Here is an 18333-nt window from a genome sequence, read left to right as displayed (position 1 = left end):
CATGACATGGAACCCGCAGAGGCGCATGGCCACATAGTTTCTTATGGGACTTTCGTCAAGATCTGGTTGCTGCTGCTCTTTCTCACGGCCCTCCTGGTTTTTGTCAGCACCGTCTATCACGAGGCGCTATCGGTGCCTGCCCTGCTGACCCTGACTCCACTCAAGGCGGGGCTGGTCTTTTTCTATTTCATGCACCTGAAATTCGAGAAGCCGTTTTTGAAGACCCTGGTTTTCATGGTGCTGGGCGTGCTTACCCTGTTCATTGGCTTGACCTTCCTCGATCTTTCGTACAGGTGATATGCCATGCCATTCTTCCAGCAAGCGTCGAGCGCCGCGGGTAGAGTAGATGCGGTCTTCCTCGCCATCACCGCGCTGTGCGTGGCTTTTCTGATCTTCATTACTTCCCTCATGGTGTACTTCGTCATCAAATACAGCAAGAAGAGGCACCCGAAGGGGGTAGACATCGAGGGGAACACCCGGCTTGAGATCGTGTGGACTGCCACGCCGACCATCCTGTTCCTGGCCATGTTTTATTTCGGCTGGACTAACTTCGATTACGAGCGCAGCGTGCCCCGCGACGCCATGGTCATTACTGTCACGGCCCGCCAGTGGGCTTATTCGTTCACCTACCCGAACGGAAAACAGACGACACAGCTGTTTCTGGCTCTCAACAAGCCCGTGAAGGCGGAACTTCGCTCCCTGGACGTGATTCACGGCTTCTACATTCCCGCCTTCCGCATCAAGGAGGATGTCGTCCCGGGGAAACAGAACTACACCTGGTTCATTCCGACGCGACTGGGGACCTTCGACATCGAGTGCACGGTGATTTGCGGGGTCAACCACGCGAACATGCTGTCGAAGGCGGTGGTAGTGCCGGTGGCCGAATTCGAAGCCTGGTACTTCGGGGATGAAGACGCCCCGCTTCCGGGCCAGACGAAGGTGGCGGCCACGGCCGCGCGGCCCGGCAATCCGGCTTTGGCGGTCCTCACGGAGAAATCCTGCCTGTCCTGCCACTCGCTCGACGGCAGGGTTATGGTCGGGCCCACCTTCATGGGCCTGTATGGGCAAAAGGAAACCGTCAAAAATTCGGATGGCCGCGAACGCGAAGTCACCGTGGACGAGTCTCGCCTCGCGAATGCGATCCGGGCCCCAGGCGCGGACGTCGTGAAGGGATACCCTCCCGTGATGCCTTCCGTCCCGCTGAAGGAAGCGGAACTGAATCAGGTCATTGAGCTTATCAAGAGTCTGAAATGATGTCGGGGCACGGCTCAGTTCACTATCAGCCTTGCACAGCGACCGCCGGGACACCGGGACGCCGAGTCGCCGGTGATTTTTTGCGTCCTGGCGTCCTGACGTCTTTGCGGTGGAAGGTGCTCGCCGAGCTCACCAAATTTCCGATTGCCATGCTTTCGACGCTTTCTGCGGCAACCGGCTACATGGTCTATCGCAGGGACTTGAATCCGGGCATTCTCACGGCCTCGCTGGGTGTTCTCCTCCTGGCGATGGGCGCTTGCGCCATGAACCAGTTCCAGGACCGCGACCTCGATGCGCGCATGCAACGAACGCGCCGCCGGCCCATTCCCGCCGGCACCATCAGACCAGAGACGGGATTTGCGATTGCCGCACTCCTGGATATCGGCGGCTTCCTGCTTCTGTGGCTCGTGCACAATCCCGGCGCCGCGCTCATCGGACTGTTTGCCGTCGCCTGGTACAACGGGATCTATACCTATCTGAAGAGAGTCTCGGCGTTTGCCGTGGTCCCCGGCGCCTTGATCGGGGCACTCCCCCCGGTCATCGGCTGGACCGCCGGCGGCGGGAGGCCTTTGGATCCGCACGTCCTCGCTCTCGCCTTCTTCTTTTTTATCTGGCAGGTGCCTCACTTCTGGCTCCTGCTTTTCAAGTTCGGCGAGGATTACCAGCGGGCTGGTCTGCCGGCGCTCACGAGAGTTTTCAGCAAGAGGCAGCTTGCCAGCCTGACCTTCATCTGGATGCTCGCCACCTCCGCCTCGAGCATGTTGCTGCCGGTCTATCTTCTCGTTTTTTCTCCCTGGGTGAGCCTGGGCCTCATTGCCTGCGGCTTCTGGCTCGCCTGGGAAGCCTCGAGACTGGTGCGGCGCGGCGCCGGGACCACGCCTCTCCTGCCGGTATTCCGCGCGATAAACCTCTATGCCCTGTTGGTCATGGCGCTCCTGGTGGCAGACACCGTCCTTTGAACTCTTTCTCTCATCAGACAATTCCCTGGCAGTTTTCAACCACCGGTTGCGTGCCTGCGCACCCGGCGTTGATTGACTAAAAATGGTGCCTATGCTATGCAATAGGCCGCAGTCATATCCCGAACAGCAGTTCTTCAGGAGGCATCATCATGTACGGTTGGACCGGCAATATTCTCAGGATCGATCTTTCCACGAAAACATTTAAGAAGGAGCCGTTCAGCGAGGAGTTTGCGCACAAATGGGTGGGTGGGCGCGGTTTCGCCACCAAGATCCTTTACGATGAGGTTCTGCCCGGGACCGATCCGTTCGGCCCCGGCAACAAACTCATCGTCGCCCTCGGGCCCATCGCCGGCATACCCGCGCCCAACACGGGCAAATGTGTCGTGGCCGCCAAGTCGCCGCTGACCGGCTTCTACGGCGACGGCAACCTGGGCACACGCGTGTCCGAGCAGCTCCGGAAAGCCGGCTACGATGCCATGATCATCGAAGGCAAGGCCGATCGGCCGACCATGATCTATGTCGAGGACGACAAAGTCGAGTTCCTGCCGGCCGATGCCGTCTGGGGGCAGGGCACCTACGCGACCAACGACTGGATTTACGCCAGGTACGGTGTCGGCGTAGGTGTGTTGAACATCGGACAGGGAGGTGAAAACCTCAACCGTTATGCCGTGATTCGCAGTCTGGAAGGACGCGCGGGAGGCAGGCCGGGCATGGGCGCGGTCATGGGCTCGAAACTCCTCAAAGCGATCGTCGTCAAAGGCAGCCGGCCGATTCCGCAGGCGGATCCAGCGGCCATGAAGGCACTGGGAACCGGTGATTTGAAAAAAGTCCACAAGATCGATCAGGAAACCGGCTGGTCCAAGCAGAGCACGACCGGCGTCCTGCAATTCTGCAACGAAGTGGCCGGCCTTCCGGTGCGGAACTTCCGCAAGACCCAGCATCCAGATTCCTGGCAGATCGACGGCGAGCGGCTCAACAACGCCCGCGTTACCACCTACGGATGCCCCAATTGCACCATGCGCTGCGGGATCACCATCCATGACAGCGAAGGTCATGAGTCCGAACTCGATTACGAGAACATCGGCCTGCTCGGTGCCAACCTCGAGATTTTCGACCTGGCTCAGGTCGGATGTTTGAACTATTTATGCGACGAGTACGGCCTGGACACGATGTCGACCGGCTGCGTGCTCAGCTTCTACGCCGATGCCATCGATCACGGCGCGACCAGCGGCGACTTCAAGTTCGGCGATGCCGAACGGGCCAAGCACCTGCTCCGGATGGCCGCCCACCGGGAGGGGAAAGTCGGGAACCTCCTCGCCGACGGGTCGCTGCGCATGGCCCGGGAGTTCGGGCACAACTCGGAAGCCTATGCCATGCAGGTCAAGGGGCTTGAAGTGGCGGCCTACAATTGCAAGTTCATCCCCGGCCAGGCGCTGGCATATGGTGTTTCCCCCATCGGAGCCCACCACCGGGAGGCCTGGATCATCACCTTTGAGATCAAGCACACGAGCCGGGATTCCTATGGCCCCGAGAAAGCGGCCAAGGTCATCGAACTCCAGCGCATTCGCGGCGGCATGTTCGAGTTCCTCGTCGCCTGCCGCTTCCCCTGGATCGAGCTGGGCTGGTCGCTGGACAACTATCCCAAGTACTTCAACACCATCACCAGCCTCAACTGGACGCTCGACGATATGTGGGACACGGCCGACCGGATTTACGGCCTGATCAAGCTGAACTATCTCCGGGAGTTCCCGAACACAACCCGCAAGGCGGACTACCCGCCGGCCGTCTGGTTCGACCCCACGAACGCCGACAAGGAAGGTCCTATTGCCGGCAGGATCCTCGAGGTCGACAAGTACGACGGCCTGCTCCAGCATTATTACGACCAGCGCGGATACGACAACCGGGGGATTCCGAGCAAGGCCACCCTGAAGAAACTCGGCCTCAAGGCAGAAGCTGCGGCAGCGGAGAAATTTGCGAGATTGACATGAAGATCAAGGTCAAGCTGATCGGCCCCCTGATCTACGAGGCCGGTTTCAGCGAAAAAGACGTCGACGTGCCGGCGGCCACGACGGCTGAGGCGCTTCTCGATCTGATCGCCATTTCGAAACAACGGCCGAAGATCGTGACCCGCAACGGCAAAGCGGTGGCCCCGCAGGAACTCCTGACCGAAGGCGACCGGATCGCCATATCTCCTATTTATTCCGGAGGGTAATTCCGATGAGATCCGGGCCGGGTGTCGAAAGGTCCCGGCAGGAACCGCCGCAGCCTCTGGTGAGGCCCGCCCCGCCGGTTCGGCCGCCGACGCCGAGTGAGCAGGCCGACAGGCAGGCCAAGCAGAAGGCCTGGGAGAATGCGCACCCGCGCAACAATCAGAGCCGGAACAAAAAGTGACCGTCTGACCACGGCTAGATTATGGTATTGGCGTCGGTGTCCACGGACACCACCTCGCAGGTGATTTTGTGGAACGTGGTAAACCAGCGGTGCGCCTCTCAGTCTTTCAGTTCGCGAATCCAGATATTCCGGAAACGAACGGGATTGTCGTGGTCCTGCAGCATCAGGGGACCCTTGTCGCCGTGCGGAACATACCCGGTGACCGCATGAGCGCTGATCCAGTTGGTGCCGCCCTGGAGTTCGACGTGATCCTGGATCAGGATGCCGTTATGGAAGACGGTGAATATCGTCTTTCTGGCAACCTTGCCGTCGGAGTCGAAAATCGGCCGATGATAGACGACGTCGTACGTTTGCCATTGTCCCGGCTTGCGTGATGCATTGACCAACGGGACGGCCTGGCCGTACAACGCCCCGCATTGGCCGTCCGGGTAGGTCTTGTTCTCGTACGAGTCGAGGACCTGGATTTCATACATCCCCTGGAGAAAGACGCCGCTGTTGCCTCGACCCTGGCCGTTTCCGACGACCACAGACGGCGTGGCGAACTCGACGTGAAGCTGGCAGGAGCCGAACTGCTGCCTGGTCCTGATGTATCCTGCGCCCTTGACCGATTCCATGTATCCGTCACGGAGGATCCACCTCGACGGCCCGCCCTTGATGTCCGTCCAGTTCGAGAGGTCCTTGCCGTCGAAGAGCACGATCGCATCGGAGGGGGCCGCCCCTGGTGTTTCCTGGGTGCCGGAAGTTCCCGGAGTGATCACCGGCGGCGCGGGGCGGTTTTCGTCATGCACCATCCACCTCCCGGTTTCAGTATCGACGTACTGGATCACTTCCTTCTTTTGTTCATTCTGTGCCGCCGTCCGCATGAAGCTCGTGGCTGCGATGCCAAGAAAACACGCAACCACCGCCGGTATCCATATCCTCTTCACGGTTCCTCCTTTTGCATCAACCCTTCACCAGACCGATGGCGTTGCCCTCGGGATCCTGAAAGAGGGCGAACGTCACAATGTTGGGAATCTCGGTGATGGGAACGAGTATTTTGCCGCCGAGGCTCTCGGCCTTTTTCAGGCAAGCTGCCAGGTCCGGCACCTGGACGAAGAAGGTCACGTGTCCGGGGGTGCCCTCGCTTGTTGGTCCGATGCCGCCACCGATGCTTCCCGGTCCAGCGGCCTTTACCAGACCATAGCCCATTGGATTGTCGGCGTTGATTTCCCATTCGAACAACTTGCCGTAGAATTTTTGAAGCTTCTGCGCCATTTGATTCGGTTATATTTATAAATCGGTTTCCAATAGAAGGTGGCGATCCACTCGGCGGCCTGCAGCCGCTGTGAACGATCCTCACTGCGCACAGCGACGATCGCGGACCAGCGCGTTGTCGGGAATCGATCCCCACCCGCCATATTCGTCTCGAGAAGCGTGACGCGAAAGCTCCCGCGTGGGGGAAGAACGCTCGATCTCCCGCGTCTCAGTCAGTCTTCTATTTCCTTGTCCAGTTTTCTGGTGCCCGCATACGCCGCCAGCAGGTACAACAGGATCAGTATGGCCGAAACGGAAGCCACGATCAGGAGTTTTCCAAGAGTTGCACCGCGAGGAGCCGAGGGATCCTTCAGCATCCGGAACGCCGTGCCCGCGACCACGCAGACCACGTAAAAGAAGGCTACCAGCGAGGCACGGAATCTGGGGATCGTGACGCCGCCAAAGTAGAGAATTGCGCCAATCGGAAGCACCACGTTGGCGATGACGATCAGGGCTAGGTCCATAAAGTCCGTAACCGGCTGGTGCAACCAGAGCTGCCGGTAAAGGACATCCAGCCAAAGCACCACAATCGTCGCCAGGTACATCCGAGTGCACACCCTGCGAAAAATCGAGGCGCTGCGCTCGTCGACTTGCACGCCGGATTGCTTCATTGGGTCTCCTCCTCCCAGAACAGCCGGTCCAAGGTCCGATCCAGAGCCCTCGCGATCCGTATGCACAGTTTCAGGGTCGGGTTGTACTCTCCCTTTTCGATGAGCCCGATCGTCTGACGTGTCGCTTCGACTCTGTCGGCCAGTTCCTGTTGGGTCCAGCCCTTCTCGACGCGAGCCACTTTCATGCGGATGTTGGTTGCCATAGCCGTTTTCGTTTGCCCCTCATGATAACCGATGCCGGCATGTGAAGCAAATATGTTTTGCTTTGTGTCAATTATAAATTGCATTTCTTGCTTGACAGATGAAAGATATATATGTCATATTGATGTTGTTAGATTGCAAATTGAATATTTTAACTGCTATTGATAACAGGAGGTGACATCATGAACGGAGGATTGAGCCTGGGAGTGATTGACCGGAAGCCGAAAGCCATACGGATAACGCACCTGGTCATTTTGGCAACCCTGCTGGGGTTCTGGCTGTTTGCGATTGCCACGCGTTCCCCGACCAAGGTCGTGTTCGTCAACAAAGACGGCAAACGGGTGTTAACGCTCGATTACGAGGCGACTTCCGCCTTCGCTGAAGGTCTGGCGCCGGTAAAGAGAGGCGGCAAGTGGGGCTATGTCGACAAACGTGGTGTCGTGATTGTCCCGCCGACTTTCGCCGAAGCCGGTTCCTTTCATGACGGTCTCAGCCTGGTCGTGCACCACGGCAAAGCTGGCTTCATCGATCACAAGGGCGAATTCGGCATTTCACCGCAGTTCGAGCGGGGATCAGACTTTTCCGATGAGTTGGCGGCCGTGTCGCAGGCCGGCAAGTTCGGTTACGTAGACGTCAGCGGAAAGTTTGTGATCCGGCCGCAGTTTGAGTCGGCCGATCCGTTCCATGAAGGGCTGGCAGCGGTAGCAGTGGGGGAGGCAGGAGCCGCAAGATGGGGCTACGTTGACAGAACGGGCCGGTTCGCAATTCCTGCGCGGTTCGAGCTTGCCGGCTCCTTCAGCGATGGCCTGGCAGCCGTAAAGGTAAGGGAACCCGATGGCGACAAGTGGGGATACATCGATAGATCCGGCATCTTCGTCATCCAGCCCCGGTTCGAGGACGCCGTCATGTTTGCCGACGGTCTGGCCGCCGTTCAGATCATCGCCACCTCACCCGGCCCAACCTCCAATGGGCAAGCGGTTTCGGGTTCTGATGCTGTAAGCGGGTGGGGATTCATTGACAGGAAGGGCTTCCTGGCCATCGATCCCCGATTCCAGCAGTCGAGGCGTTTTTCGCAGGGGCTGGCCGCGGTACGCTCCGGCGCCAAATGGGGCTATATCGACAAATCCGGCGAGTGGGCGATCGCTCCGAAGTTCGACGAGGCGCGCGATTTCAGTGAGGGCCTGGCGCTGGTCGGCGCCAGGGACGCAGCCGGCAGGATGGGCTACGGCTATATCGACAGCGGCGGCCGATATGTGTTCAACTCTCAGACCGGCATCGCAGATGCGTCGTATTTCTCGGAGGGTCTGGCATCGCTGACCGTTTCCAGGACATGGTACGAGCGCCTGAGTCCGCTGAACTGAAACGCGCTGTCGACAGGTTTCACCCGCCGGCGGTTGCTTGGGATGTGAGGAGAAGTGGGGACGCATGAAACGTCCCCGCCTTTCCTATGTCGTGCGTAATATATTCCCGGTGGGCTTAGCCGAAATGCTGGAGTCGCTTCCACAGTTCGGGCCAGGACAGTCGCGGTCCCTTGCACAGCCAGATGTCGGGGTGGCGCGTGGTCTCTTCGTTCCTGACGCCGTAGGCGTTTGTGACCTGTCCGGCCAAGGTGCATCCCTCAAACAGGCGCTCGGCGCTACTCCGGTCATAGCCGATCACGATCAGGGTCGCGGGTGCAGGATCGCCATAGCCGCGCAGCCAGTAAGAGTTGATCCCGCTGATTGCTCGAGGGAGGCCGTAGGATGGGCCGTAAAGGTTGATGGCACCGGCCTCGCCATAGTTGCCCGCCAGGATGCCTGTGCGCGTTTTCTCTGCTGCAGGCAGGGCATCATAGATACCCGCAACGGTCCGGACCAGCTCGGGCCAGCCGATCTCCTCATTCAGGTCCGTGTTGATCTTGCTTGCCACGTTCCACAGGGGAGAGTTGACCGGCGAGAAAGGACCCAACGCCAGGATCAGCGCGCCGCCGATGGCGAGCATGCCCCAGTTGATCCGCACCAGCAGGCGCCCCCAGCCGGGCGGGAGCGCGGCGATCCACTCCTGCCAACAGACCGTCCCTCCGGCAAGGAGAATCGGGTAGACCGGCCCGGCGTAATAACCGCGTCCTTGCGCGGCAAAGAACAGGATCACGGGCACCACGGCCATCCAGCCGAGCATGCGATAGGCCTTGCCGGCGGCCGCACGAAAATAGAAGTAAAGTCCCGCAAGCCAGAGCGGGACGGTGAACGGGTTGGCCGCCAACCTGAACTGATCGAGCAGGAAGCCTCCGGTGCGGCCAATCCGTATGTCGCGTTCGTGGATGCTGCGCAGAAATTCGAGTGAGATGAAATCATGCTGGAGCTGCCAGAGCAGGTTGGGAAGGAAAATCAAGAGGGAGAGAGCGACGCCGGCCCAGAGCCAGGGACCGGCGAGGAACCGGCGCGCCCGGGTGAGCAGCAGTCCTGCTACGATCGCTGCGACGTAAAAGGCGATCGTGTACTTGGTCATCATGCCGAGACCGATCACGGCCCCCATAGGAATCCACCAGCGCGGATTCTCGGACTTCACCAGCCGGACCGCGAAGTAGGCGGTCAATACCCACCACAGGTAGTCGAACGCAACGTATTGGAACAGAGTACTGGCGGCAAGGGAGATGGGCGCAATCGCCACCGCGACCGCGGTCACGACTTGCGCATGGCGGCGTCCTCCCAGTTCGCGCGCCATCAGTCCGGCTGTCACCATCGCGATGCTCTGGGAAAGCGCTGCGAAGAACCGCAGACCCGCGAGTGACGGACCAAACATCGCAAACGCGATGCGAGCCACGAATGGAGTCAGGGGTGGATAGGCCACGTAACCCCAGGCCAGGTAGTGCGCATCGTCAATCGTGGCTAATTCGTCCCGGTGGAATCCATAGTTGGCGTTGGTAAGTGTGTGCAGGATCAGTTTTGTCAATGCCAGAGCTACGAGGATTCCAAGGTCTGCGAACATGACATCTCGTCGTGCCCGGGATTCTTTCATTGAGAATGCCCTTTCGAATCCGCTGTCTGAAGCGGTCCGGCCCTCGCGCGCGTCAGAGAACTGATGCGTGGACTATGTTTCTTCAGGCGGTTTCAGCGCACGGAAACTGCGGTAAATCAACAAATCATACCCAATCTTTAATCCACCGGCGAGGAAGAAGGGCACCGAGGTGAATGCCGTCTGCAGCAGCGCGCCTGTAAGCCACGGTGACCATGCAGCGCCTATCGGCGGGATATGTTATCAGACTTATCTCACTCCCGGGTACGAGCCCGGGAGATCAGGGAACCACGAAACACATGAAACACATGAAATACTCCTCGAGTGCTCCGTGGCTGCTGACTCCACGGCGATTCGCTCAAAGCATGCGCCGGGGAAGCAACGCGCTCAGGTGCATCGTCAGATCGTAGACCGAGCTATCGCAAGACGCCGCGAAGTCCTCCGGCCGGGAGCCTTCGTGCGCATCAAAAAAAGTGGCGATATCGCCGTTGTGCACACGCGGCTCTGAGCCGATCTCCACGATGCAGTGGCTGGCGGAGATCGATGCGATGATGGGGTAGAGCACCTCCCCGATGCGCACGCGCGCGCCCTTTGCGGCGGCGCGAGGCAGGCCGTCCGCATGTCCGACCGGCAGTGTCGCGACCCAGACGTCGTGCTCGGCCCGGTACGCGCGGTTGTATCCGGCACTTTCCCCTTTGGACAGCTGCTTGACGTAGAGGACTCGCGCCTTGAGGCGCAAGGCCGGCCGCAGCGCCATCAAGCCGAGGGAGCGGAATTCCTTTTCGGAGTAAATGCCGAACAGAGCCATGCCGGGCCGAACCATGTCGAGAAACGCATCGGCGTGTTGGAACAGGCCGAAGCTCGAGGCGGCATGCTTTTTCCCGAGCTGGAGCCCCTTGCCCTCGAGCGCGCCCCCGAGTGACAGGAATCGCTTCAGCTGTTCCACATCGAATTCGGGGTCCTCTGTGAAGGTCATCATCATTCCCTCGACCTGCACTGATTTACGGCCGGCCAGATCCGCGATGAGACCAGGCGCTTGCCTGTAAGGAATCCCAACGCGGCCAATCCCGGTGTCCACGCAAATATGGAGGGGAACTGTGCCCCGAATCCTGCGCGATACCCTGTCCAGCGCCGGCCCGAGGGCGGTATAGACCATGGGCCGGATCTTCCGGACAACGGCGTCTTGCAGCTCCCCTTCGTCGCAAGGGCCCATGAGCAGGATCGGCTTTTGAATGCCCGCGTCGCGCAAGGCATGGGCTTCGTGCAGCTTGACCACTGCAAAGCCTGCGATCGCCCTCTCCGGCTCGAGAGCCCGGGCCACATTTACGACACCGGTTCCATAGCCGTTATTCTTGATGACGGCCAGGATTGGTCTTCCCGAAACCCGCCGGGTGATCTCCGCCACATTGTGCCGGAAGTTTGGCGTATCGATTTCCACCCACGGGTCGAAAGAGGAATCCCTGGGCACAGATGCTGCATATGCGCGGGTTCCTCTGCTCAGGACGCCCATGCCGAGCGCGGTCTTAAAGAAGGTTCTGCGTGAAGGGATCATCGCTTGCCTCGATTCGTTATTTTTCGAGCATTCTACGATAAACAAGGGGTGATCCCCTCAGAATTCAGCGTCGCCCGTCGTTCGCAGCCGGGCACTCCGTCATCGCATATGTGAAGCGACCGGAAGAATGGAGGATTCATTGCCGTTCTTACCGTGCCAGACATGGGGATGCCGGAGGACGCACCATATATCGGATGGGCACGCGTTTGCCTGGAGTGGCGCGCTTTTGCCTCGCTCCAATCGTATGGGATCTCTTATAATTCTTCTTAAACCAGGGAAAAGGGGGACGCCATGCGTCGAGCATCGTTGTATGGGGTGATCGTTGCTGCATTGACACTGCTGTTATGCGCAGGCATGCCGGGAAACGCCCAGCAGCTTTCGGCGACCGACATTGTCGGCGGGCGGGGAGGAGATGAGTTTTCGGATTTCCAGCCTCCTGCCGGAGCGCGCGTCATCGAGGTCAGGATCAGGTCCGGCGATAAGATTGATTCGGTACAGATGATGTACGCCCTCGCCGACGGGCGCAGCGTGCAGGGCCCGCGACACGGCGGCTCGGGCGGCGGACTCAACACCTTTCGCCTCGACCCGGATGAATACATCATTGGCCTTTCCGGTCGCTGCGGCGACCAAGTGGACTCATTGCGCATACATAGCAACAAGCGCACGTCGGCGCTTTTCGGGGGGCGTGGCGGAAACCGGGATTACCGCATCGACGTCCCGGCCGGGTATCAGGCCGTGGGTTTTGCAGGCCGGGCGGGGGACCTTATGGATGCCATCGGATTGATCTATACTCCGGTTCCACGCCGCCGTGCCATATTGTCGCCCACTCAGGTGGCGCCGGCGCGCTTTGCCCAGACGCAGCTGGCCGGCGGTCGGGGTGGCAATCCATTTTCGGACCAGGAGGCTCCGGAAGGGGCGCGGATCGCCGAGGTGCGCGTGCGGGGGGGCGATCAGATCGATGCTGTTCAACTGATCTACCTTACGCTTGATGGCCGCTTGGTCGAGGGCCCGCGGCATGGCGGGTCGGGGGGCAACGAGCGCATCTTTCGTCTCGACCGCGACGAGTACATTATCGGCATAGCGGGCCGTTGCGGTGACAACGTCGACTCGCTGCGCATAATCACCAACAAGCGAACATCCGAGGTCTTCGGAGGGCGTGGCGTAAGCAGGGATTACCGTATCGACGTCCCGGCCGGGAACCAGGCTCTGGGGTTCGCGGGCCGGTCGGGAGAGTACCTGGACGCCATCGGCCTCACCTACGCCAGGATGACCTACCGGAGATAGCAGGAGCGGTTCGCGAAGCGCGCCAGGGCGCAACGGAAATCACTGGGAGGTGCGTCTTGATTGCTACTTATGTGTTTCGTCGTCTGAATGGTTTCAGAACGCGCCATGATTACCGATCCCGTACCGAGAAGCAGCAAGCGACGCGTCGAATATGAGAGCAGCGACGCCATGATCGCGCTCGCAGTTCCCGGCGACGGCCGGTTCCATGCGCTTGCGCTCGAGGTCGAGGCCACGTTGGCCTCCGGCTCGACCCGTCCTGTCCGGGCTGCCTGCACGGCGTTGCTGTCCGAAGCCGCGAGGTTCTACGGAGTCGCTCAGCCGGATGTGCGCGTTCTCGCCGCCCGGCCGTTGCGGGTCTATGAGACCGGTGCGACCGAGCTCTTTGGCGATTACGATCCCAGGACGGCGCTGATCAGGGTCTGGATGCGGACCGCAGTACAGCGCCGGGTGACCTCGTTCGGCACTTTCTTGAGCACACTCTGCCACGAGTTCTGCCACCACCTGGACATGCTGCGGTTCGGTTTTACCGGCACTCCCCACACCAGAGGGTTCTATCAGCGCGCCGCAGTGCTTTATCACCACTGCCGCGGAACTCCGCTGCGGCCCCTGATCTGGCGGCGCATTTTGAGAGGCCGGTGGCAAATCGATTGGGCGCGCATGCGCGTCCCGCGCGGATCAGGAGTGGCCGATTCACTGCCCTGAGCGTGATTGCCCTCAGCAAATCTTGTTGAAGCTCTTTATGTCCCGCCGGAGATTCGGCCACCCCTGGCTTTGAGATCGTAAAATGCAACCAGCCAATCGGCAATCCGTTTCACCTCGCCTGGACGAAAGAGGGGCAAATCGGCGACCGCAGCATAGTCGGCGACCACGGCGTCTAACTCTCCCGGCGACGTCTGGATACCCCCGGACAAGCTTCTCCGGAGCACCTCGATCTTGCGAAGCCTGGCGTCGCTCTTGCCTCCCTCGACCAGGACAATGTTGATCGCGCGGAAATGTGCGCGAGCTAAAGCCACCAGATCGCTTTCGCGCCCCCCTTTCCGCAGGACCGCCGTCCTCCCGGGTGCCGCCAAGGCCACTCCGTCCGCTCCGGCCATCAGGAACTTCGACGAATCCTTTTCCGGACTGCCGAGATCGAATCCGTGGCTGCAGTGCTTGACTACTGCCACGGTCAGGCCGCGCTTTTTCAATTCAGGTACGAGCCGGGCAATCAGCCGTGACTTGCCGCTTTCGGAATGCCCGACGAAGGCAATGATTTTCATGATGGCGCCCGGGCGCAGTTATAGCACACCCGATAGAAATCAAACCACGAAACCCACGAAAGCCCTTTTCTCGTGGTTTGCATGTTTGTCGGTTGCCTTGACGGGGTCGGCGGGGCCGCGGGATAATCGCAGCGCCATGGCAGATCAGAAGCTCCATTATTCCGGGGTGGTCGACTCCCGGTTTCCCGGATTGACTGAGGAAGTCAGGAAAGTCATCCGTGAGTCCGAGCAGAAATATGATGGCGGATCCCGCTCTTCCGAGAGCTTTCTTTGGGAGCACACCACGCACGTGGCTTCCCTGGCGCACCGGCTGGCTCTGGCAGAAAATCTGGATCCCGTGATCCCAGCGGTTGCCGCGCTCTTTCATGATGCCGGGAAGTTCGCGGGAGGAAGATACCACGAGGACGCCGGGGCGGAAGAGGAAGAATCCGCTCGCATCGCCGAGCCGCTCCTGCGCCGGTTCGGCATGAGGTCGGCGGACATCAACCGCGTCATTTCCGGGCTGCGGGCCCTGTACAGCGAGAAAGCTGCCAAGAACGCCGTCGCCCGGATCATTCATGACGCTGACTTTCTCTCCAAGTTCGGCGCTCTGGGTGTCGCCAGTTTTTTCGTCAAGTCTGCGCTCCGCGGCCGGACGCTCGGATCCGCCGTCCTCGGGCATCTGAGCAAGGAGCTCACCTATGCGGCCTGCCTCCCTTCAAATATGCATACAGCCGCCGGCCGGCGGCTGGCTGCGAAAAAAGCGGCGGACTCCTTGAAGTTTTTCGATTCGCTTCTTGCCGACCTTCGGGATGCAGGAATCGCGGATCTTGAAGTCCGGCGGATGCGCGTGCCTCATCCCACCAGGAAGAAACGATCCCTGGAGGTCCGCCTTGTCGCTTCCCGGACCTGTCCGCGGTGCGGCGGCCGCTGGCAGCGGACCTGGACTACGGAACGGGGGGTCAAGTGCCGGAAGCTCATTGTCGATTGGACCTGCCGGGGTTGCGCCGGGCAGCTTGAAACGTCCTTCTGCCTTCCTGAGATCGCTGGGTAATGGATTCGACAAGTGCGATGATGACCGCTCGATTGATGAACTCGCTACGAAGTCCTTGGAGCGCGCAAGCCTGGTTGCGCCTTGGCTCTTCGCCGAGGATACGAACGACACGAAAGGATTTTTTTCGCGTCTTTCGTGGTTCATGGTATCGGCCGCGACTACGCCCAGCCGTGCATATCGCTGGTTAATTCGTCGTCGGGAGAATGCTTTGCCTGAATTTCTTAAAGTGATCACCAGCGATCAGTTTGTCGAGCGACTCGGCTGCTTCCCGAGGCTTGCGTCCGAGCGTGTTTCGTTGGGGGCATCGCTGCGTCGCGTCCTGGCCGAGGATGTGGTCGCAACCGAAGACCTGCCCGAACGGGCGCGCTCGACCGTGGATGGCTATGCGGTGCACGCGGTAGATACGTTCGGCGCTTCGGATTCGATGCCCGCTCTTCTCGAAGTCGTGGCGGCGGTCGAGATGGGTACGATGCCCGACTTCGCCATCCGGGCGGGGCAAGCCGCGCACATACCTACAGGCGGTTTTTTGCCGGCAGGCGCCGACGCCGTCGTCATGGTGGAGTACACTAACCCGGCCGGCGGAAACCGCGTCGAGGTGACCCGGCCTCTGACGGTCGGAACGAACGTGTTGGAGAAGGGCGAAGACGTCAAGGCCGGCGAATCGGTAATCCGTGCGGGCAGGGCCTTGCGACCTCAGGAACTCGGACTGCTCGCGGCCTTGGGTGTCACTCACGTTCGGGTTTATCGGCGGCCGCGGGTGGCGGTCATCTCCACCGGCGATGAGGTTGTCCCCATTGACCGGACGCCCAAGCCGGGCCAAATCCGCGACGCGAATACCTACTCGATTTCCGCCCTCGTCCGGGCAGTGGATGGTGAGCCGAAGAGCTTTGATATTGTTCCCGACGATGGCGCGATGCTTGGTGGAGCTCTCGAAAACGGTTTGGCCCAGGCCGACATAGTGGTCGTTTCCGGCGGCAGCTCCGTGGGCACGCGCGACCTGATGGTGGATGTGGTTGCCGCACTCCCCGGGGTTGAGGTGCGGGCGCACGGCGTGGCGATCCGGCCCGGAAAGCCCACGCTTCTGGCCAGGCAGAAAGGCAAGGCGATATTCGGCCTGCCCGGACACCCGGTGTCGGCCTTGATAGTTGCTCAGGCCTTTCTGGCTCCTTTTCTGAAGTACCTGCAGGGCGGAAGGCTGGAAAAGGGCCCCTTGGGGCAACGCGTGAAAGCCGTGTTATCCACCTCCATCCACTCTACCGTCGGGCTCGAGGAATTCGTCCGTGTTTTCCTGGAGGAAGCCTCCGATGGCGGATTTTTCGCCCAGCCGGTATTCGGCAAATCCGGGATGCTGTCCACGATGGTCAAGGCGAGCGGGATTGTCGTGGTGCCCATGCATGTGGAAGGATTTGCCCAGGGAGAGGTCGTCGAAGTCATCCGGATGTAAGGAGAGGATCGCCTCCGTGAAACGCCACCGACAGATCTATCGCAAACTGAAACCGCTGGGCGAGGCCAAGGAGATCTTCTTCACGCGCTTCAAGGATTTACTCATGGAGCCGGAAATCGTGCCGGTCAGGGAAGCGCTGGGCCGCGTCCTCACAGGTCCGGTCAAGGCCGCCAGGTCGGTGCCGGCCTACCATGGGGCGGCCATGGACGGTGTCGCCGTGCGCGCGGCCGCAACTTTCGGCGCACTGCCGGAACACCCGGTTTCCATGAGCGCAGGCACGGAGGCAATCCCCGTCAATACCGGCGCTCCCCTTCCCGAGGGGACCGATGCCGTGGTGATGATCGAGCAGGTGGAATCCGGGGATGGTTGCTTCGAGATCCGGGAAGCCGCATACCCATGGCAAAATGTTCGCAAGACGGGCGAAGACATTGTCGTCGGCGAAATCCTGCTTCCGGCGCGTCACCGGATCCGCGCGTATGACCAGGGCGCCCTCCTCGCGGCCGGGATACTCTCGGCGGAAGTCTTTCAAAAGCCGCGCGTGCTCATCATCCCGACCGGCGGTGAGATCGTGCTGCCTGAAGAGGCAAAGGACCCGCTGCAGCCAGGATTGATCGTCGAGGTGAACGGCCAGGTCCTATCATCCATGGTCGCCGAGTGCGGAGCCGGGGCCGTCGTCGGTGCGACCGTGCCCGACGATCCTGTGAAGATCAAGGAAGCCGTGACTTCAGGGCTGGCTGCCGGATACCACCTTATCCTGATCATCGCAGGCTCTTCGGCCGGGTCTGAAGACTACACGCCGTCGCTCCTGAGCGAAATGGGCGAGTTGCTCGTTCACGGCGTCACGGTTATGCCGGGCAAACCCACACTGCTCGCAGCGGTGAACGACCAACCGGTCGTCGGCATCCCGGGCTATCCCGTTTCCGCGGTGATCTCTTTCCGCGAGTTTGTGCGGCCGCTGCTGTATCGCATGCAGGGCGTAGCGGCGCCGGACTCGGAGAAAATCGAGGCAGTCATCGGCCGCAAACTCCCCTCCAAGCCCGGCCTGGAGGAGCATGTGCGGGTCATCCTCGGCAAGGTGGGAGACCGGGTTGTCGCTCTCCCTCTGGCCGGCGGGGCAGGAATGATGACCTCCCTGGTGCGCGCGGACGGGATTCTGCGCATCGCCCCGGAAATCACCGGCTATTCCGAGGGCGAGAGGGTGGAAGTCGAACTTCTCACCCCCAGGCAGGCCCTGGGTAACAGGCTGCTTGCGATCGGTTCGCACGACCTCACCATCGATCTGCTGGCGAGCCTGATCAAAGAAAAATCGGGTGGCACGGTCACGATATCCTCGAGCAATGTCGGAAGCCTGGGCGGGCTGCTCGCGATCGGAAAGGGGATTGCCCACTTCGCCGGATCCCACCTTCTGGATGAGCAGACAGGCGACTACAACCGCTCCTACATCCGGCACTATCTGCCGCAGACAGCCGTGACCCTGATGACTCTCGTGCACCGATGGCAGGGATTCATGGTCGCGCAGGGCAATCCGAAAAACGTCCGGCACATTTTGGACTTGGCGCGCTCCGATGTTTCCTTTGTCAACCGGCAGGCAGGTTCCGGGACGCGCATCTTGCTGGACTATGAACTGCAAAAGGCCGGCATCGATCCGGCTGCGATCCTCGGGTACCGAAGCGAGGAATACACGCACATGAGCGTGGCCATGGCGGTCGCATCGGGACGGGCAGACGTGGGGCTGGGTGTCCTGGCCGCGGCTAAAGCGCTGGATCTCGGCTTCATTCCCTTAACCCGCGAGCGCTACGACCTTGTCATCCCGGTCGCCCTGTTCGACGACGATCGCATGCGCCTCCTGCTCGAAATCATCCGCTCTGAGCAATTCATCAAACAGGTCCTCGCCATGGGTGGTTATGAGGTCGAGGAGACCGGCCGAATCGTGGCGGATTAAGCACAAGACTCTTCCTTGAAAGCAGGAACAAGTGGTAGAACCCGCCCTGGTTGATGAAGATTAGAGCGCACCAGAGGGCATGACCATAGCCTGGATACCGTTGAGAGATCGACTAC

19 protein-coding genes are annotated in these 18333 nt (G+C 60.6%); 12 read left to right on the top strand and 7 right to left on the bottom strand.

Annotation, left to right across the window (positions count from 1 at the left end; all coding sequences use genetic code 11):
- Positions 1-6: 6 nt before the first annotated feature.
- From LAP85_14085 to LAP85_14060, 6 genes are all read left to right on the top strand, one after another.
- The gene (locus tag LAP85_14085; protein MBZ5497527.1) at positions 7-297 is read left to right on the top strand and encodes a cytochrome C oxidase subunit IV family protein; all 291 of its coding nucleotides are present in this window, start codon (positions 7-9) and stop codon (positions 295-297) included.
- 6 nt (positions 298-303) lie between these two features.
- The gene (gene coxB / locus LAP85_14080) at positions 304-1254 is read left to right on the top strand and encodes a cytochrome c oxidase subunit II (protein MBZ5497526.1); all 951 of its coding nucleotides are present in this window, start codon (positions 304-306) and stop codon (positions 1252-1254) included.
- An 80-nt stretch (positions 1255-1334) separates the two neighbouring features.
- Positions 1335-2213 carry a protoheme IX farnesyltransferase gene (locus LAP85_14075; GenBank protein ID MBZ5497525.1) on the top strand — a complete coding sequence of 293 codons (879 nt, stop codon included), beginning with the start codon at positions 1335-1337 and terminating at the stop codon, positions 2211-2213.
- 149 nt (positions 2214-2362) lie between these two features.
- Positions 2363-4201, top strand: coding sequence for an aldehyde ferredoxin oxidoreductase family protein (locus LAP85_14070; GenBank protein MBZ5497524.1), 1839 nt, complete (start codon positions 2363-2365; stop codon positions 4199-4201).
- Positions 4198-4425 carry a MoaD/ThiS family protein gene (locus LAP85_14065; GenBank protein MBZ5497523.1) on the top strand — a complete coding sequence of 76 codons (228 nt, stop codon included), beginning with the start codon at positions 4198-4200 and terminating at the stop codon, positions 4423-4425. The genes LAP85_14070 and LAP85_14065 overlap by 4 nt, the downstream gene beginning before the upstream one ends.
- 5 nt (positions 4426-4430) lie before the next feature.
- Positions 4431-4604: a hypothetical protein gene (locus LAP85_14060; protein ID MBZ5497522.1), complete on the top strand. Its 174-nt coding sequence runs from the start codon at positions 4431-4433 to the stop codon at positions 4602-4604.
- Between the two features lie 98 nt (positions 4605-4702).
- Here LAP85_14060 and LAP85_14055 read toward each other — a convergent pair whose 3' ends face one another.
- The 4 genes from LAP85_14055 to LAP85_14040 form a co-directional block, all read right to left on the bottom strand.
- Positions 4703-5467: a DUF1080 domain-containing protein gene (locus tag LAP85_14055; protein ID MBZ5497521.1), complete on the bottom strand. Its 765-nt coding sequence runs from the start codon at positions 5465-5467 to the stop codon at positions 4703-4705.
- A gap of 79 nt (positions 5468-5546) precedes the next feature.
- Entirely contained in the window at positions 5547-5858 is a 312-nt protein-coding gene (locus LAP85_14050; protein MBZ5497520.1) for a VOC family protein, read from the bottom strand.
- 212 nt (positions 5859-6070) lie between these two features.
- Positions 6071-6508 (bottom strand): hypothetical protein, encoded by a 438-nt coding sequence (locus LAP85_14045; GenBank protein ID MBZ5497519.1) that lies wholly within the window; start codon positions 6506-6508, stop codon positions 6071-6073.
- On the bottom strand, positions 6505-6711 hold the full coding sequence (locus tag LAP85_14040) for a helix-turn-helix transcriptional regulator (GenBank protein MBZ5497518.1): 207 nt from the start codon (positions 6709-6711) through the stop codon (positions 6505-6507). Before LAP85_14040 ends, LAP85_14045 begins: the two co-directional genes overlap by 4 nt.
- Positions 6712-6891: 180 nt before the next feature.
- Between LAP85_14040 and LAP85_14035 the strand changes: the two genes are divergently transcribed.
- Positions 6892-8070, top strand: coding sequence for a WG repeat-containing protein (locus LAP85_14035; protein MBZ5497517.1), 1179 nt, complete (start codon positions 6892-6894; stop codon positions 8068-8070).
- A gap of 115 nt (positions 8071-8185) precedes the next feature.
- On the opposite strand, the gene LAP85_14030 is transcribed toward LAP85_14035, so the two are convergent.
- Positions 8186-9676 (bottom strand): glycosyltransferase family 39 protein, encoded by a 1491-nt coding sequence (locus LAP85_14030; GenBank protein ID MBZ5497516.1) that lies wholly within the window; start codon positions 9674-9676, stop codon positions 8186-8188.
- 385 nt (positions 9677-10061) lie between these two features.
- Positions 10062-11255, bottom strand: coding sequence for an alanine racemase (alr, locus tag LAP85_14025; GenBank protein MBZ5497515.1), 1194 nt, complete (start codon positions 11253-11255; stop codon positions 10062-10064).
- 291 nt (positions 11256-11546) lie between these two features.
- On the opposite strand from alr, the gene LAP85_14020 reads away from it, so the two are divergent.
- Both LAP85_14020 and LAP85_14015 read left to right on the top strand, forming a co-directional pair.
- On the top strand, positions 11547-12539 hold the full coding sequence (locus LAP85_14020; GenBank protein MBZ5497514.1) for a hypothetical protein: 993 nt from the start codon (positions 11547-11549) through the stop codon (positions 12537-12539).
- A gap of 105 nt (positions 12540-12644) precedes the next feature.
- The gene (locus LAP85_14015) at positions 12645-13241 is read left to right on the top strand and encodes a hypothetical protein (protein ID MBZ5497513.1); all 597 of its coding nucleotides are present in this window, start codon (positions 12645-12647) and stop codon (positions 13239-13241) included.
- Positions 13242-13276: 35 nt separating this feature from the next.
- Here the strand turns inward: LAP85_14015 and mobB are convergent, their stop codons facing one another.
- Positions 13277-13798 (bottom strand): molybdopterin-guanine dinucleotide biosynthesis protein B, encoded by a 522-nt coding sequence (gene mobB, locus LAP85_14010; GenBank protein ID MBZ5497512.1) that lies wholly within the window; start codon positions 13796-13798, stop codon positions 13277-13279.
- Positions 13799-13934: 136 nt separating this feature from the next.
- On the opposite strand from mobB, the gene LAP85_14005 reads away from it, so the two are divergent.
- From LAP85_14005 to LAP85_13995, 3 genes are all read left to right on the top strand, one after another.
- On the top strand, positions 13935-14831 hold the full coding sequence (locus LAP85_14005; protein ID MBZ5497511.1) for an HD domain-containing protein: 897 nt from the start codon (positions 13935-13937) through the stop codon (positions 14829-14831).
- 142 nt (positions 14832-14973) lie between these two features.
- Positions 14974-16275, top strand: coding sequence for a molybdopterin molybdotransferase MoeA (locus tag LAP85_14000; protein ID MBZ5497510.1), 1302 nt, complete (start codon positions 14974-14976; stop codon positions 16273-16275).
- Positions 16226-18217, top strand: a complete 1992-nt coding sequence (locus LAP85_13995; protein ID MBZ5497509.1) for a molybdopterin biosynthesis protein — start codon at positions 16226-16228, stop codon at positions 18215-18217. Before LAP85_14000 ends, LAP85_13995 begins: the two co-directional genes overlap by 50 nt.
- Positions 18218-18333: the final 116 nt, after the last annotated feature.

Source organism: Terriglobia bacterium, assembly GCA_020072565.1.
GTDB lineage: Bacteria > Acidobacteriota > UBA6911 > UBA6911 > UBA6911 > JAFNAG01.
The sequence above is the reverse complement of the archived record's forward strand: the minus strand, read 5'-3'. Positions and strand labels throughout refer to the sequence as shown.